This is a genomic window from Acinetobacter sp. VT 511 (assembly GCF_001077515.1).
GTDB lineage: Bacteria > Pseudomonadota > Gammaproteobacteria > Pseudomonadales > Moraxellaceae > Acinetobacter > Acinetobacter schindleri.
Genome location: NZ_LFRE01000048.1, coordinates 106302 through 122378 on the forward strand (window position 1 = coordinate 106302; position 16077 = coordinate 122378).

General features: G+C 39.8%; 12 protein-coding genes and 1 pseudogene. 9 read left to right on the top strand and 4 right to left on the bottom strand.

The genetic code is table 11. From position 1 onward, the window contains the following. Window positions 1–49: 49 nt before the first annotated feature. Window positions 50–739: an HAD family hydrolase gene (locus ACS72_RS04785; protein ID WP_048881393.1), complete on the top strand. Its 690-nt coding sequence runs from the start codon at window positions 50–52 to the stop codon at window positions 737–739. Here the strand turns inward: ACS72_RS04785 and ACS72_RS04790 are convergent. Then, window positions 736–1416: a DUF421 domain-containing protein gene (locus tag ACS72_RS04790; protein WP_048881394.1), complete on the bottom strand. Its 681-nt coding sequence runs from the start codon at window positions 1414–1416 to the stop codon at window positions 736–738. The genes ACS72_RS04785 and ACS72_RS04790 overlap by 4 nt on opposite strands. A 396-nt stretch (window positions 1417–1812) precedes the next feature. On the opposite strand from ACS72_RS04790, the gene ACS72_RS04795 reads away from it, so the two are divergent. The 5 genes and pseudogenes from ACS72_RS04795 (at window position 1813) to ACS72_RS04810 (ending at window position 6149) form a co-directional block, all read left to right on the top strand. After that, window positions 1813–2532 (top strand): carbonic anhydrase, encoded by a 720-nt coding sequence (locus tag ACS72_RS04795; protein ID WP_048881395.1) that lies wholly within the window; start codon window positions 1813–1815, stop codon window positions 2530–2532. Between the two features lie 111 nt (window positions 2533–2643). Continuing rightward, the gene (locus ACS72_RS04800) at window positions 2644–3672 is read left to right on the top strand and encodes a hypothetical protein (RefSeq protein ID WP_048881396.1); all 1029 of its coding nucleotides are present in this window, start codon (window positions 2644–2646) and stop codon (window positions 3670–3672) included. Between the two features lie 206 nt (window positions 3673–3878). Continuing rightward, a pseudogene (locus tag ACS72_RS17305) lies at window positions 3879–4019 on the top strand (DUF559 domain-containing protein); the annotation flags it as partial. A 154-nt stretch (window positions 4020–4173) separates the two neighbouring features. Beyond that, the gene (locus ACS72_RS04805; protein WP_034592513.1) at window positions 4174–4719 is read left to right on the top strand and encodes a hypothetical protein; all 546 of its coding nucleotides are present in this window, start codon (window positions 4174–4176) and stop codon (window positions 4717–4719) included. A 20-nt stretch (window positions 4720–4739) separates the two neighbouring features. Next, on the top strand, window positions 4740–6149 hold the full coding sequence (locus tag ACS72_RS04810; RefSeq protein WP_008304999.1) for an adenylate/guanylate cyclase domain-containing protein: 1410 nt from the start codon (window positions 4740–4742) through the stop codon (window positions 6147–6149). Window positions 6150–6220: 71 nt separating this feature from the next. Here ACS72_RS04810 and ACS72_RS04815 read toward each other — a convergent pair whose 3' ends face one another. Then, window positions 6221–9115 carry a valine--tRNA ligase gene (locus ACS72_RS04815; RefSeq protein WP_008305001.1) on the bottom strand — a complete coding sequence of 965 codons (2895 nt, stop codon included), beginning with the start codon at window positions 9113–9115 and terminating at the stop codon, window positions 6221–6223. Window positions 9116–9303: 188 nt separating this feature from the next. Between ACS72_RS04815 and ACS72_RS04820 the strand changes: the two genes are divergently transcribed. The 3 genes from ACS72_RS04820 (at window position 9304) to ACS72_RS04830 (ending at window position 12499) form a co-directional block, all read left to right on the top strand. Further along, window positions 9304–9978 (top strand): hypothetical protein, encoded by a 675-nt coding sequence (locus tag ACS72_RS04820; RefSeq protein ID WP_008305002.1) that lies wholly within the window; start codon window positions 9304–9306, stop codon window positions 9976–9978. 17 nt (window positions 9979–9995) lie between these two features. Further along, window positions 9996–10802: an SDR family oxidoreductase gene (locus ACS72_RS04825; protein ID WP_048881397.1), complete on the top strand. Its 807-nt coding sequence runs from the start codon at window positions 9996–9998 to the stop codon at window positions 10800–10802. A gap of 422 nt (window positions 10803–11224) precedes the next feature. After that, window positions 11225–12499 (top strand): glutaminase, encoded by a 1275-nt coding sequence (locus ACS72_RS04830; protein WP_004810920.1) that lies wholly within the window; start codon window positions 11225–11227, stop codon window positions 12497–12499. 92 nt (window positions 12500–12591) lie between these two features. Here the strand turns inward: ACS72_RS04830 and dhaK are convergent, their stop codons facing one another. After that, window positions 12592–14322, bottom strand: coding sequence for a dihydroxyacetone kinase subunit DhaK (gene dhaK, locus ACS72_RS17310; protein ID WP_081405828.1), 1731 nt, complete (start codon window positions 14320–14322; stop codon window positions 12592–12594). Between the two features lie 266 nt (window positions 14323–14588). After that, window positions 14589–15998, bottom strand: a complete 1410-nt coding sequence (locus ACS72_RS04840; protein ID WP_048881398.1) for a hypothetical protein — start codon at window positions 15996–15998, stop codon at window positions 14589–14591. Window positions 15999–16077 lie beyond the last annotated feature (79 nt).

The window sequence follows — 16077 nt, forward strand, 5'->3', positions numbered from 1 at the left end:
AGCAGGGTTTGAGCTGTTAAAGTAAACACAAAAGTTTGATGTAACTATTATGACTGTACGAGCTGTTTTATTTGACCTGGATAATACACTGACACATCGTGATTTGAGTGTGCAGGCTTATAGTCACTATCTGGCAGAGCAATATAGTCAGATGCTAAATCTAGCCGATATCGCAAAAATTATCGAGATCGTACGCCGTATTGATAATGGTGGCTATCCAAAAAAAGAACTGCTGACCCATTCCACAATTGGTGGCTCAGTTGCTTTTGCGCTTCTGCAAGAATTGTCCTGGCAATCTCAGCCAGCATTAGAAGAATTGAGTGATTTCTGGTTCCAGAATTTTGGCCAGTTCGCCGTCGCCATGCCGCAAGCAGAAAACTTATTGCAATCACTTAAAGCCGCAGATTATAAGCTGGCGATTATTTCTAATGGTGGACATGACACCCGCATGAATATTATTAACGGGCTGGGTTTTGCTCATTATTTTGATGAAATCATGAGTTCAGGTCTGGTTGGTATCAGTAAGCCAAATCCTGAAATTTTTCAATATACTGCACAAAAGCTCGCTGTAGCTCCAGAGCATTGTCTTTATATTGGAGACCATCCTGTCAATGATATTCAGGGTGCACAGAATGCCGGCATGCAGACTTTATGGATGGAAGGATTCCATACGCCTTTACAGCAGATAGAACACAAGATCCAGAATCTGGCTCAAGTGCTGGATTATCTCAAACATTAAGTCTGACGCTGGGTATTGATGGCTTTGATCCATTTGCAATATTCACAGCGCTGGCAGATTGCATCTGGACTAGACAGCAACTCCACGTTGCCGCAATGCAGACAGGCATAATAAGTATCTGGTTCAACTTCCGTAATGAGGTCCTTTTGGGCTTTGGGAAATAAGGGCAAGCCATAACGGACTTCTTCGGGACTGTAAAAGAGTATGCTGAATTTACCATCGCTTTCCAGCAGTCCAGTACGAATTTGTCCCAAATGTTCAGCACCTTGCTGACGCATTTCGGCAAAGAATTCATCATGCGACATTTTGCCTTTGGAAATATGCTCAAGCACCATTTCACCATCTTCCACAATATAAAGCGGTTTGCCTTCGAGCAGATCTTCGAAGGACTGATATTGCATGGTCAGGTAGGTGGTAAGACGGTATAAAATAATAATGGTAGCCATGACGATAAATGCCTGCAGCAAAGGCAGTGTTTCATCGAACATAGGATCGCCTGCGATTGAACCCAAAGCCAAGATAATTGCGACTTCGAAAATAGAAAGTTGACGTACCCCACGTTTACCGGTCAGGCGCAAGAATACAATGATCATGGTATACATGACCAGGCAGCGCAGCAGAATTTCGCCAATAAAGGTCCAGTCAGTGTCATGGATAAAAATCGTGAAAAAATCCATAGGCTTAGCTCATATTTCCTTAAGTGAACTGAGTGTAGCAATGAACTTGGATGTGAAGTTTAGTGATTATGTTTATACAGGTAAGATCTCGGTATCATCAGTTATCGATTAGCCGATGATGAACATGAATTACCAATTTAAAAATATTATATTTTTCAATTAATAACAAAACTATAAAACTCCAACGACATTCAAGTTTGAGAATGGAATCTTTTGTGCTTGTTTCAAATTTCCGCTCTGTTTTAATAATACCCGTCTGAATTTTTTAATATCATAATCATTATTGTAGATATTATTTTATTAATAAATCAGTTTCTTAATTATATCGTATGGAAAATAATGTATGAATATTCATGCATTTTGACAAGATGATTGATAATAAGGGTGGGTGAATAGATGAAAAAGGCCACGTTATGTGCAGTTGCTTTTGGACTAATGAATACGGCATATGCGGATGCAGACTGGGATTATAAGCATACCCATCAGTGGGGTTCACTGAGCGATAAATATGCTGCATGTAATAGCGTAAATCAGTCACCTATTAATATCGAAGGCAGCGTAAAGGCAGAACTGGAACCTTTAAAGTTCAGCTATAACACCATGATTCATGCGATCGAGAATAAAGGTCATACCGTGCAGGTAGATTTTGCTCAAGGTGGCAAATTACAGCTGGACGGCGATACCTTTGTGCTGAAACAGTTTCATTTGCATAGCCCGAGTGAAAACTTGATCAAGGGCAAAAGCTATCCACTAGAAATTCACTTTGTGCATGCCAATACTAAAGGTGAACTTGCTGTGGTCGGCATGATGTTCGAGCAGGGTGCAGAAAGCCAGATGCTCAAACGTATGTGGAATCGTTTGCCGAAAAAACAAGGTGAAAAAGTGGTATTAAGCAAGCCGCAACCGGTGAATCAGATGCTGCCTAAAAACCTTGATTATTATCGCTTTAGCGGGTCACTGACGACACCACCATGTTCGGAAGGGGTACGCTGGCTAATTCTGAAAGATATTCAGCAGGCTTCGGCGCAACAGATTGCAGCGTTCTCCAAACTTATGGGACATCCGAATAATCGTCCGATTCAGCCCTTAAATGGACGAGTTATTGTTGAAAATTAATTGATAACTTCCTTAAGCAGACTGCGGTCTGCTTTTTTTATTTGCAGTAAATCAGCAGTCACTTAAAAGTTTTAAGGATAAAATAGCATTTATTTGCTTTGCCTGTTTGCCATGTCTTTTGATTTGAAAACCACTGTTCAGCCCGATGCCGATCTTACTCCGCAGCAGAGAAAGCTGAACCGTCTGATTGATAAAATTGAACAGCAGCAGCTTGAACTGAAGCAGTGGCAGCAGGCGCAGGAACAGATTCAGCAATATACCCGTCAAACCTTGATGCCGGTCTATCATGAGTTACATACAGTGCTGTTTCAGCAACTGGAACAGTTATGGAAGAATTTGCATGAGGCAGAATTTTCCAAGGCCGAGGCGACGCAGCTAGATGTTAAAATCCAGTATCTTGCGGCTTATTTAACCGACTCCCAATCTTTATCAAAACAACAGGCCGAAATTGTTGATGAGATTTATAATTACTATCAACAGCATATTGAACATAGCCAAGCCAGAAAAAATAAAAAGCAAAGCGTAAAGGATGTTGAGCTGTTCTTTGCTGATGACGATATTTCGGATCAGGCAGCACCTGAAGATTTTGAAGAATGGGATAGCGAAAAGTATAGTCAGGCACGAGAGCAGGCCAAGCTCAAACGTCAACAGGAAAAACTGGAACAGGCGGCGAAGTTGGCAGAGCAGTCTTTAAAAACAGTGTATTTAAAAATTGCGGCAACCATTCACCCGGATCGTGAACCGGATGAAGCCAAGAAAGTAGAAAAGACTGAGTTACTACAATGCGCGAATGAGGCCTATGCGGCGCAGGATTTATTTTATTTACTGAAATTGCAAATCCAGATTGAGCAAAATCGGGGTGTTTCACAAAAGGGTTTAAGTTCCGAGCAGCTAAAGTTTTATCAACTGGCTTTGGATATGCAAAGCCAGAAACTGGATGAGCAAATAGAAGAAATTATTCAATTGTTGAGCTGGAATAAAAAAGGCCATATAGGCAAGGTGAAAATTACCGATTTATATAAGCAGGTGGATGCAGATACTTCAGCGCTGAAAAAGCAGTTAAAAGGGGAGAAAGAACGGTTGAAGTATATGAAGAAGGTAAGTGGGGTGGAGATGTTGATGGAGCATCAAGTTCTTTAGTTTCCCTCACCCCTTGCGAAGCCGTGCTTCTCATCCCAAGGGGAGAAGGAGCTGTATGTGATTTTATAATTTCATCCAATCCAAAATGAAAGTTCCCTCTCCTGAGCAAGTTTTAAAGCACTGCTTTAAAACGAAGCGCAAGTGAGGGTTAGGGAGAGGTTATGAAAATCTGTTATCCTCCCGCAAAATAATAAAAACAAAATCCCATGAACAAAAAACTCGATCCCCAACTACTTATCTTTGCCAAATCCATGCACCACACCGCCACTGATGCTGAAAATCTCATGTGGCAAATACTCCGTGCCAAGCGATTTATGAATTTTAAATTTCGACGTCAGTATGTGATTTTAAATATTAATTCATATCCATTATTTTAGGAGATTGACTTATAATTATGCTAAATTAAAAGGTGTGAGAAATTTATTTAAGTTTTTGAATACTAAAACCTTTTTTTAATTGAAATGTGTTCAAATTTATATGATAACTAAGTTGGGGTGGGCGATGGATAAAATTGAATTTTACTTTAAAGTATTAGCGAGATATGACCTTTATGTACAACTTGCTAATACGAAGGCTTCAAACCAAATAACATTCTTATCAAGTATTTTAGTTGCTATAACTGCTCTGGTTGGTTGGGGAATTTCCTTTACTAACATGGATATTTTAGGCTGTATGACTATAGTTTTATATGGGTTTTTTTTATACTGCTGCGGTGAGTGGTATATGCATTGTATGAATGTAATACAACCAAACAGGAAAAGAAGCAAAAGTGATAGTAATAGTGATGTGAAAATTGACGAAGATGAACTTTCAACTATTTTCTATAGTGACGTGGCAAAATTCAAAGATTTACAAAGCATCAAAGACAAAGTTGAGGCAAAAGACGAACAGAGTCATTTAGATGATCTAATTAATCAAGTTTATATAATGGCGAGTGTTACCGAAAAAAAATTTGATGATTATCAAAAAATTCAGCCTTGGTTAATAAGTGCAGTTGTAATAAGCATATTCATTCTGTTGTTAACGTGTATATCTAAGATCAATTAAATAATATTAGAGTCTAAAAGATGAGTTTTAAATTTTCAAAAAATGATTTTGATAACTATGTAAATCAAGGGATTAAGAAGAAAGACCTAATTCTGGACTCTATCAAAGGTGAATCAGCTATTGGCTTAGATTCACAGTATAAGAGTACAGGCAGGCTGAGTGAAAGTAATGAAGGGCTAGTTTTGACAATTAACGAGCCTCAGCAATATCAGTTACAATCACAAATTAGAGAGGCATTTGGCCGTTCTAACACTATAAATACAAGAGGGATTGCTGACCATCAAGATTTTAGCGAGCTAATACATGGTGGTCAGATGAACCACTTTATTACAACAATATTTGTTGATATTAAAGGTTCAACAAGTTTGTCATTGAAATACCCTGATGATCTAGAATTTATATATAAGTTTAAGAATGCTGTAATTAAGAGTTGTATTGAAGTTATTCATGCCTTTGATGGGTGCGTACATCGAATTATGGGTGATGCAGTATTAGGTTTTTTTGGGTCATCAGAGATTGATAGACCTCAATCGATTTTGGACTGCTTGAATGCTGCTGCAATGCTTACAGTAGTATTAGAGCATACAATTAAGCCATGGCTTCAAGAACAAAAAAGTGATTTTAATGTTCTAGATTTCGGTTTTCGAGTTGGTTGTAATTTCGGTAATGATGATGAAGTTTTATGGGGTAACTACGGCTTTGGTCAAATTGGAGAGATTTCCCCTACTGGATTACCTGTTGATCTTGCGGCTAAATTACAGAGTTTAGCTAGCAAAAATCAAATTATGATGGGACAAGGATTATTAGAGTTTTTTAACTTTCCGAACGATTTCTGTAAGATTAAAACAGTAATTAGGAATGGAGAAACTATTGAAAAAGAGTTTATTTATCCTAATTATAAGAAGGCTGACGGTACTGATTTGAATTATATTATGAGATCGTTAAAAACACATAAATATATATTAGGATTGCCATTGCCACTTGATTTAAAACAAATGATATCAGTAAATGTTAATGCTGATGAAAAAGTAATACCTAATAATAATTTTAAATTAAAAGCAGAAGTGACAAGTCCTAACGGAAATATTGAAAATTATTATTCTAATTCTAGAGTAATTAGAAAAGATTCAAAGATTAAAGCTATATTAAGTGGTGAAAATATTAGATTGCTTCAGAGATATAAAGTTATTTTCTATAAGAAAAATCATTCAGGATTTAATGATGAAGAGATTTTAAAAACGTATCTTCAAGAAGAAATAGACGATAATGATATTGATGTTGGACAAGCTCAAAGTATTTCAACTTTTTTTAAAGTTGGAGAGTTCCAACGAGATTGTAATTTCAAAGGTTTACACTATATTAAGTGTGAAGTAAAGGATACTAGTGGTAGTGTAATATTTAGAGATTATATTTACGTACCAATAGAATAGTAAAATCTTATAAATTGTATTATATCAAAATCCCCTCACTAAGAGGGGATTTTTAAAATCAAACTACAGCATTAAAGCGCCGCAATCTGCTCCATATTCGCTTTAATCTTCGCTAATTGGTCAGCAAACTCAGCAAGTTTTACTTTCTCGCCTTCAACCACAGCAGCAGGTGCTTTCGCCACAAAACCTTCATTAGAAAGTTTAGTTGCAATCTGGTCATGCTGTTTTTGAACCTTGTCTAAGTCTTTTTGTAGACGACCCAATTCCGCTTTAGGGTCAATTAAACCCTTCATTGGAACGAATACAGAAACATGACCAACAACACTTGATGAAGACAATGGCGGTTGTTCAGCATCAGCCAAGAAGGTAATACTTTCAACTTTTGCCAATGCTTTAAACAATGGTTCAATACGTGCGATTTGCGCTTTTTCCGCATCAGTTGTATTTTGCAGAAGAACAGGCAACAAACGCGCATTACCTAGACCCATCTCACCACGGATGTTACGTACCGCACCAATCAAACCTTGTAGCCATTGCATATCTGCTTCAGCCTGGTCATTAATCAACGCTTGCTCAGCAACAGGGTATGGCGCCAACATAATGGTTTCGCCAGTGATGCCGAGTTTAGGTGCAAGTGTTTGCCAGATTTCTTCTGTAAGGTACGGCATTAACGGATGTGCCAAACGTAACGATGCTTCCATCACAGAAAGAAGAACACGACGTACTTCAGCTTTACGCTCTTCAGACACATTTTCATCGTTCAGAACCGGTTTGGTTAATTCAACATACCAGTCACAGTATTCATTCCAAATGAACTCGTAAATCGCTTGCGCAGCCAAGTCTAAACGGTAGGTTGCAAATGCTGTTTGCACCGCTTGTTCCGCTTTTTGCAGACGGCTTACGATCCATTGTTCAGGCAATTCCCAAAGGTCTTGACGTGCTTCTGAACCAATCGTTTGACCTTCGACATTCATCATCACGAAACGCGTTGCGTTCCAAATTTTGTTGGCAAAGTTACGGTAGCCTTCAACACGTTTCATGTCGAACTTAATGTCACGACCAGTGTTGGCAAGCGCACAGAATGTGAAACGAACCGCATCAGTACCGTAAGATTGAATCCCTTCAGGGAATTCCTTACGGGTTGATTTTTCAATCTTCGCCGCTTGTTTTGGATTCATCAAACCTGTGGTACGTTTTTGTACCAGTGTTTCAAGATCCACACCGTCAATCAGGTCTAATGGGTCAAGCACGTTACCCTTCGATTTAGACATCTTCTGACCTTCACCATCACGTACCAAACCATGTACATACACAGTTTTGAACGGTACTTGTGGCGTACCATCTTCATTTTTCATGAAGTGCATCGTAAGCATGATCATACGAGCAACCCAGAAGAAGATGATGTCAAAACCTGTCACCAATACATCAGTCGGGTGGAAGGTATTTAAGAAATAGTTTTCTTTATCTTTCGCTTCGTCACCTGTCCAACCTAAAGTTGAGAATGTCCAAAGACCTGATGAGAACCATGTATCTAACACGTCTTCGTCTTGGTTCAATTGAACATCGGCAGGAATGTTATTTTTCGCACGTACTTCAGTTTCGTCACGACCAACGTATACATTGCCGTCCGCATCGTACCAAGCAGGGATACGGTGCCCCCACCACAATTGACGTGAGATACACCAGTCTTGAATGTTGTTCATCCAAGCCATGTACATGTTGCTGTATTGCTCAGGTACAAACTTGATACGACCGTCTTGAACCGCTTCAATGGCAGGTTTCGCAAGTGGCGCGATCTTCACATACCATTGGTCTGTCAATAACGGCTCAACGATTACGCCAGAACGGTCACCGCGAGGTGGTTTAAGCGTATATGGTTGGATCTGGTCTAACCAGCCTTCAGCTTCTGCTTGTTCAACTAACTTTTTACGTGCTTCAAAACGTTCTAAGCCAACGTATTCGCTAGGCGCAGGAATAGTTTTAGAGATTTGCTCCCCGGCTTTGGCGATGTATTCAAACTCAGCCAACACTTCAGCATTTTTGTTGAAGATGTTGATGATTGGCAATTCGCAACGTTTACCTACTTCATAGTCGTTAAAGTCATGCGCAGGAGTGATTTTTACACAGCCTGTACCGAATTCTTTGTCGACATATTCATCTTTAACGATTGGAACAGCACGACCTGTGATTGGCAGAATGATGTTTTGTCCGACCAAGTGTGCATAACGTTCATCATCAAGCGCAACCGCAACCGCCGTATCACCGAGCAAAGTTTCAGGACGAGTCGTTGCCACAACGATATGATCTTTACCATCGTGCGTACGAAGTGACTTGTCTTCAAAGAAATATTTGAAGTGCCAAAGTGAACCTGCTTCTTCTTTATCAGACTCAACTTCTAAATCAGAAAGCGCAGTTTGAAGTTTAGGATCCCAGTTCACCAGACGTTTACCACGGTAAATCAGACCTTCTTCATGCAGTTTAACGAACACTTCTTTCACTGCGTTAGATAGACCTTCATCCATGGTGAAGCGTTCACGTGACCAGTCAACTGAAGAACCTAGGCGACGGATTTGACGGGTAATGTTACCGCCAGATTGTTCTTTCCATTCCCATACTTTTTCGATGAACTTTTCACGCCCTAGGTCATGACGGCTGATGCCTTGCGCACCCAACTGACGCTCTACCACCATTTGCGTTGCAATACCTGCGTGGTCAGTACCCGGTTGCCATAAAGTATTTTTACCCGACATACGGTTGTAGCGCGTCAACGCATCCATGATGGCATTGTTAAAACCATGACCCATGTGCAAGCTACCGGTGACGTTTGGTGGCGGAATCATGATACAGAAAGACTCGCCTTTTTCAGACGGCTTGAAGTAACCGCGCTCCTCCCAGGTTTGGTACCATTTTTTCTCGATCTCGGTCGGATCGTAAGTTGTAGCAATATTTTGCGCTGAATCAGTCATAGTTCGAACAGATCAAAAGTGGATAAAAAATTGCATCTATTGTAGCAAAAAAAATGGCGGCTGCGGCAGCTTAACCAAAAGCAAACTTTAAGCAATTGGCAGTAAGCTGAACTCATCGTATGATAGCAACAGCGCCAGACAACTCATCACAAAATTTAAATAACAAGATGAATATTAAGGATAAGAAGATGAGCTATAACATTTCCCTGAAAATACAGCCAGAAACTCACTATCGTTTCCGCGATATTCATTCCCGTCTTAATAGTGGTGATCAAACCAGTCTGTCCAAAGCCTTGGGTGAAAACCTCACGGATATTGCCTGTGAAATTATTGATCAGGTCTTTGGCCGCCTTGCGCGTCTTTCAAATTCTGCGGATCGCGAGTCTGAAAAAGTCGTTCAGCAAATTGTTGAGACCACACGTAAATATATGCCATGGTCAGTGTCATTTTTTGGCAATGAACGGCTGATTCCAATGGTGAATTATCTTTATGAAATGACCCATGAAATTGAAGGCGATTATTACGTGCGTTATCCCATTCAGAAGACACTGGCGATCGAATTACTCGGCTATGTAAAAGAAATGGAAAGTGGCAATCATCACTGTGTTTCACCTGCCTTAAAGACTTTTATTGAAGTGGTGGATCAGGGGGTTACCCATCTGGTACGTCAACCCAAAAACATGCTGAAGTTCAATATGGTGGTTGATAAAACCCTGAATGGTGTGATTAATTTAACTACGCAGCTCGGTTATAAGCGTTTTGACAAGTTGGGAAGCCTGTATGATGCACCGACTATCAGTCATTACTTCGAGCATTTTTTAGCGTTTTTAGAAGATGAAGTAAAACAGACATCGGATATTTAAAAGAGATAGAGGGATCAATGGCAAAGCTGGAAAGTTTAAATGGAAAAGTGGTCTGGATTACCGGAGCATCTTCAGGGATTGGTAAGGCAGTCGCGCAGGAATGTGCGTCACAGGGAGCGCAGGTAGTTTTAACGGCACGCCGTTTTGAAGAACTGGAAAATGTGCGTCTCAGTTTAGCTAATCCTGATCAGCATCTATCTGTCATTGCTGACATTACCGATGAAACCCAGGTGGAAAAAGCCTATGCCAAGGTTTTGGAAAATAAAGGCCGGATTGACTGGCTGATCAATAATGCTGGTTTAAGTCAGCGTGCCTTGATTGCTGATACTACCATGCAGACTGAACGCGCCATTATGGAAGTGGATTATTTCTCGCAAGTGTTTTTGACAAAAACGGTCTTGCCAACTTTCTTGAAACAGCAGTCTGGACGTATTGCATTTATTTCCAGTGTGGCAGGTTTGCTCGGCACCCAGTATCGCGCATCCTATTCCGCTGCCAAAGGTGCAATACATATGTGGGCGAACAGCCTGCGTGCTGAAGTGGCAGATCAGGGTATTCAGGTCTCGGTGATTTTCCCGGGCTTTGTCAAAACCAATGTCTCTTTTAATGCCTTAAATGGTGAAGGTAAACCGCAAGCCAAGCAGGATGAAGCAATTGAAAATGGTTTAGAGGCTGATGATTTTGCTAAACAGACGGTGAGGGCGTTACAGCAGGGCGAGGAATATATTGTGGTCGGTGGCAAGAAAGAAAAACTGGGCGTACTGGTTGCACGTATTTCACCAAAGATGCTGTATAAAATGATTCGCAAGACTAAAGTGAAATAAATTATTTAGCATACATAAAAGGGCAGCATTGCCCTTTTTTTGATATTCCTTAAAAAGAGAAAATTAAAATAGATCTTTTTATAAATCAAAACATGATCGTTATATTCATATTTAAATGGATATTGAAAGTTCCGTCTCCCTCTGGGATGAGAAATATAGCTTCGCAAGAGGATGAGGGGATTTCTTAGAAAAAACCTCTCCCTAACCCTCTCCTGCAAGGAGAGGGAGTTCCCTTTGTAGTGATTCCATAATGATTTATGAAAGAACCCTAATATACGTACCATTTATTTCTGGAGAATCGGATCCAGAAAGTACAGCTCTGATAACACGGATATGCAGTAAATTACCTTTTCACTCTGGTACTTAAGCTGAAAACCGGTATGTTAATTAAAAATAATAGTGAATTGGAATAAGCTCATTCGATGAAAACACCGGTGCCAGACTACCTCAAGCATGTTTTAACTTCCTGCCGTGACAATGAAAAAGGTGCTCTGGCAGATTATATTCCTGAGCTGGCAGCAGTCGATCCAGATAAGTTTGCTTTGGCACTTTCCACCGTAGATGGCACGATCTATTCCACCGGTGATGACGAAGTTGAGTTCACCATGCAGTCTATGTCCAAGCCTTTTGCTTATGCCTTGGCTTTGCAGAAAGTCGGCTTGACCAAGGTCATGGAAAAGGTGGGCGTGGAACCTTCGGGGGAGGCTTTTAACCAGATTTCACTGGAGAAAGACTCCAATATTCCAAAAAATCCGATGATCAATTCGGGTGCAATTACCACCCACTCCTTGATTCCCTATAAACGGACAGTGTCCCGTGCAGAGCAATTGCGCCGTTTTTTAAGTGGTTTGGCTGGGCGTGAACTGAGTTTTGATACAGATGTGTATACCTCCGAACTGAAAACAGCGTTTCGTAACAGATCCTTGGGCTATATGCTGCGTACCGTGGGGGTGCTGGAAGAAGATCCAGAAGCGATTGTTAATGGCTATATCAAGCAGTGTTCAATCAAGGTGACGGTCAAGGACCTGGCGATGATCGCCGGGGTACTCGCTAACGGCGGAATTCAGCCACAAACCGGTAAAAAATTGCTGGACCGTTCTGTAGTGCGGCAAGTCCTGAGTGTGATGCTCACTTGCGGCATGTATGATGCTGCCGGTGACTGGCTGACCACCGTGGGTATTCCGGCCAAAAGTGGGGTTGCAGGCGGTATTATTGGCGTGTTACCTGGACAGGTGGGTATCGCCGTGTTTTCTCCGAGAATTGATGAGCATGGACATAGTGTACGTGGCGTCGATATTTTTGAACGTATGTCCCGGGAAATGGGGCTGCATTTGATGGAAGGGACACCATCGGCACAAACTATTTTGCAAAGTCGTTATCTCACCGGTAAACGTGATCATGTGGTGGTATATGAACTACGTGGCGTATTGCAGTTTACTGAATCGGAAATGCTGCTACGTATATTGCAAGATGAACCGGAAGGCAAAAAACGGATTGTGTTGGATCTGACCAATTTGACCTTAATTCATAATGTCGGTGCCCGAATGTTATTTGAAGGTGTGGCCCGTTTGAAAAAGGATGGTCATCCAGTCGTGGTGGTTGACTCGGAAGGAATTTTGAGTGAAGCCCAAATGAAGGGAAATAAAAGGGTCGTGGTCAAAGAAAAACTGACCAAGTATCTGGAAAAATTTCAATAGACGTTTTTCTGCCAGCTTGCTTCAGAATAGGATATCTGTCAGTAAATAAAAAAGCCCCGATAATGCGAGGCTTTTTTCAAATCTTGAAATTCTTATTTAATATGTTCAGCAATATCGGTAAAGATCACGCCTAACCCATGTGCACCTGCATCAGGATAGCCCAAGCTACGGTCACCGACCGTACCGGCACGACCCATACGCGCCACGATATCTTTGGTGGATTCTGCACCTTTTACTGCCGCCGCTGCACCCAACACAAAGTTTTCTTTAAATGTCTTGTCGGTATTGGCAGACCAGGAATCTGCACATGGCACTAAGGCATCAATCAGGGTCTTGTCACCAACGACTGCTCCACGGCCAAATGAACGCTCACCGGTAACTTGAATACCTTTCACTGCTGCTTGCAGCATCTCGGCAAAATCTGACACAGTTAATGTGGATTTGCCTTGAATGGCTTTACTCGCTGCACGAAACGCTGAACCCCAGATTGGACCCGACGCACCGCCACAGTGTTCCATAATAATCATTGAACTATTTAGCAAGAATTCATCCATGTGCTGTGCTTGAATCAGGCTTTGCCATTCACGTTTCAGCTGTTTAAAACCTTTAGCTACACTCATGCCAAAATCACCGTCGCCTGCATGGGCATCCAGCTCGCAGAATGGCACTTCATTTTTGATGATGCAGGCCGCCATCACATCGACCACATAGCGCATGTTTTCAATCTTGAACTGTTCATTTTGAATTTCAGCATGTTCAGGCTGAGTTTCGACTTCCGTATTTATTACATCTTCTGCTGCGGCATTTTTTGTTGAGAAGATTAAAGGCTGTGCTGCTGAACCATCCATTTTAAGAGCGGGCGTATTGGCCTCTGCATCTAAATAACCTTTTAGTTCATCATCCACAGCTAGCAATGACACCGAAGCACCGTTCATGTCGATACTGGTCATGTAGTTGCCGACAAAAGTACGGTAAATCTTGATGCCTTTGCTTGCTAGATGTTCGCAGACGTCGTTATTGAACACATACAATTCTTGCAGTGGCGTTGTACCAAAGCCATTTACCAGAACAGCCACTTCAGTTAGGTCAGGACGATCCAGGAACAGGTCATCGACAATGCGTTGCGCCAGTTCTTTAGAAGGCAGGATTTTTTCACGACGGATCCCCGGTTCGCCGTGGATGCCGACGCCGTATTCCATTTCGTCATCAGCTAAAGTGAAGGTTGGTGTGCCTTTGGCTGGAACGGTACAAGAGGTAAAGGCAAAACCCAGACTGATTACGTTGTCTGCTGCTTTTTGTGCCAGTTCTTTGACACGTGCCAGCTCATAACCTTTAGAGGCAGCAGCACCAGCGATTTTATGCACGAAGATTGTACCGGCAACACCACGACGACCAACGGTATATAGGCTGTCTTTGACTGCAATGTCATCTGCCACTTTCACGTAATCAACTTTGATGCCATCTTCAGTCGCTAATGCTGCGCCATTCTGGAAATTCATCATATCACCAGAATAGTTTTTGATAATCATCAGGACGCCTTTGTCTGTTGCGACTTGCTGCAATGCTTTATAGACCTGAATCTGTGAAGGAGAGGCGAATACATCACCACATACAGCAGCGTCTAGCATGCCTTGACCGACAAAGCCGGCATGGGCAGGTTCATGACCGCTACCACCCCCACTGATCAGGGCGACATTTTGGTGTTTTTCTTTTCGGGAAATGATTTTATAAGATTCATTAAATGCCAGTTCTGGATGTGCCAGGACAAAGCCTTTGCACATTTCAACAACGATGTTTTCAGCACCGTTCATGAGTTTCTTCATTGGAACACCAATAGTCATTGATTGGGGAGATAAATTTATTGATCTATTATTCATGAAAGTGAGGATTTTTGCAGACTTAAAAATGTAATAACGAACAATTTTGGAATGATGGGTTAGAAAAGGGACGACTTTTGATGTATATATTTCTGAAAAGAATCCCCCTTTGTTAAAGGGGAACTTGCCATGTGATTAAATGAATTACGCGATAATTCCTCCCTTTTTTAAAGGGAGGATAATATTATGAGCAATATATTTGTTACTCGAGTCTAATCTCTCATTAGTTTTTTCAGTCTTTCAAATTCAATACATGTTTTATTCTGTTCCATAATCTTTCTTACTCCATTAAATGATTCTTCGATGTAATAATGAGGTTCCATTCGTTCACGAGTGGTAGTAACCTTCTTTTCTTTTAAAAAAGAGATAGAAATTAGTTTTTTTAACAACTCATTATGATTTTTGAATTTATTATTGACTGATTGTTTTGGTAGGATTTTAAAACCAACGCCTTTCCAGAAGAATTTAATAACATCTCTTAAAAATTTGTCGTGTAAATCCTTTTCTTTTATACCACGTTCTTTAATTTCTTCGAAATATGGTTGTAATCCATCATAACGGCAAGTTGAATTATCAACATTACTTGGAGTAAGACTAGAAGTAATATTAGAGTTTTTTCTTAACTTTGGTAAAAAAGAGCAATTTCTAAAAAAAGTTGATTCATCAAAGTCACATTCGAGAAAATTCTCAAAATTTTCAAAATGACAATTATTAAATTTTAAACCTTTGAAATCAAAGTTTACTTTTTTATTTGTACTATGTAAATTTATAAGCGATAAGTTTTCAATATATTCTCCCTTCATAAATATATCTTTAAGTAAATTTGTTCTCACATTTTTATTAGATTCATTATTCAAAATTAAAAGTATAAAAAACGCAGAAATAAGATTTTTTCTATTAATATATATAATGTCAGACGATTGCCTTTGCTTTAATTCTATAAGCTCTAATAAAAGTAAAAATAAATCTTCTTTGAATTTTTCTTTATCTGAAATTCTGTTTTTAATAATAGAGACAAAATCATTGTCAAAATTGATATAATTTTTAATTATATCAATTAAGTACTCATCCAGATTAGCAACTCTAACTATATCGCTTTCAAAGAATATGCTTAAAGCAAGTTCTTTAAAGTATTCTTCAAAAAAATCATATCTAAAAGTTAGTATTTCATCATTTTCTTTTAATAATGGATGAGCATTAAATTTTGAAAAATTTCTATCAGAATATTTTTTTTCAAGTAACTCTTTCAATTGTCTCTTATTTAAGCTGCCTGAATAACGTAGAGCCATTTCCATGAAAATTTCTAGCTGCTCATCAATACTGGTATTATCTAGCTTATTAATTTCTCGTTCACAAACTTTCCCAATAAGGAAGTCATGCTTGTTTATTTCTGATTTTAAAAGGCTGCTTTCAAAATCTACAGCATCTAATTCTTCGTCATTATTAATGATTAGTTCTCTAATCATATCTAAAATATACGGAACATAACAATCATTGATTTTATAGTCACTAGCTATATCCATTGCTTTTTTTTGTTTATTAGTATCATTAAAAATTTTACTAAAGTAGGAGGTTGCCAAATTGCTATTAAAAGGGGCAGAGTAAAACTTGAAGTGCGACATAAACCACCTAATTAATTTAAAGGGTTTATGGAGTATATAAAATTGTCATACCATCATCTTAACTTTGAAGATCGTACTG

Excerpts from the sequence above, each read along its gene's own strand:
- ACS72_RS04830 (WP_004810920.1), top strand. The coding sequence starts at position 11,225 with ATGAAAACACCGGTGCCAGACTACCTCAAGCATGTTTTAACTTCCTGC.
- ACS72_RS04820 (WP_008305002.1), top strand. The coding sequence starts at position 9,304 with ATGAGCTATAACATTTCCCTGAAAATACAGCCAGAAACTCACTATCGT.
- ACS72_RS04815 (WP_008305001.1), bottom strand. The coding sequence starts at position 9,115 with ATGACTGATTCAGCGCAAAATATTGCTACAACTTACGATCCGACCGAG.
- ACS72_RS04800 (WP_048881396.1), top strand. The coding sequence starts at position 2,644 with ATGTCTTTTGATTTGAAAACCACTGTTCAGCCCGATGCCGATCTTACT.
- ACS72_RS04790 (WP_048881394.1), bottom strand. The coding sequence starts at position 1,416 with ATGGATTTTTTCACGATTTTTATCCATGACACTGACTGGACCTTTATT.
- ACS72_RS04785 (WP_048881393.1), top strand. The coding sequence starts at position 50 with ATGACTGTACGAGCTGTTTTATTTGACCTGGATAATACACTGACACAT.
- ACS72_RS04795 (WP_048881395.1), top strand. The coding sequence starts at position 1,813 with ATGAAAAAGGCCACGTTATGTGCAGTTGCTTTTGGACTAATGAATACG.
- ACS72_RS04810 (WP_008304999.1), top strand. The coding sequence starts at position 4,740 with ATGAGTTTTAAATTTTCAAAAAATGATTTTGATAACTATGTAAATCAA.
- ACS72_RS04805 (WP_034592513.1), top strand. The coding sequence starts at position 4,174 with ATGGATAAAATTGAATTTTACTTTAAAGTATTAGCGAGATATGACCTT.
- dhaK (WP_081405828.1), bottom strand. The coding sequence starts at position 14,322 with ATGAAGAAACTCATGAACGGTGCTGAAAACATCGTTGTTGAAATGTGC.
- ACS72_RS04840 (WP_048881398.1), bottom strand. The coding sequence starts at position 15,998 with ATGTCGCACTTCAAGTTTTACTCTGCCCCTTTTAATAGCAATTTGGCA.
- ACS72_RS04825 (WP_048881397.1), top strand. The coding sequence starts at position 9,996 with ATGGCAAAGCTGGAAAGTTTAAATGGAAAAGTGGTCTGGATTACCGGA.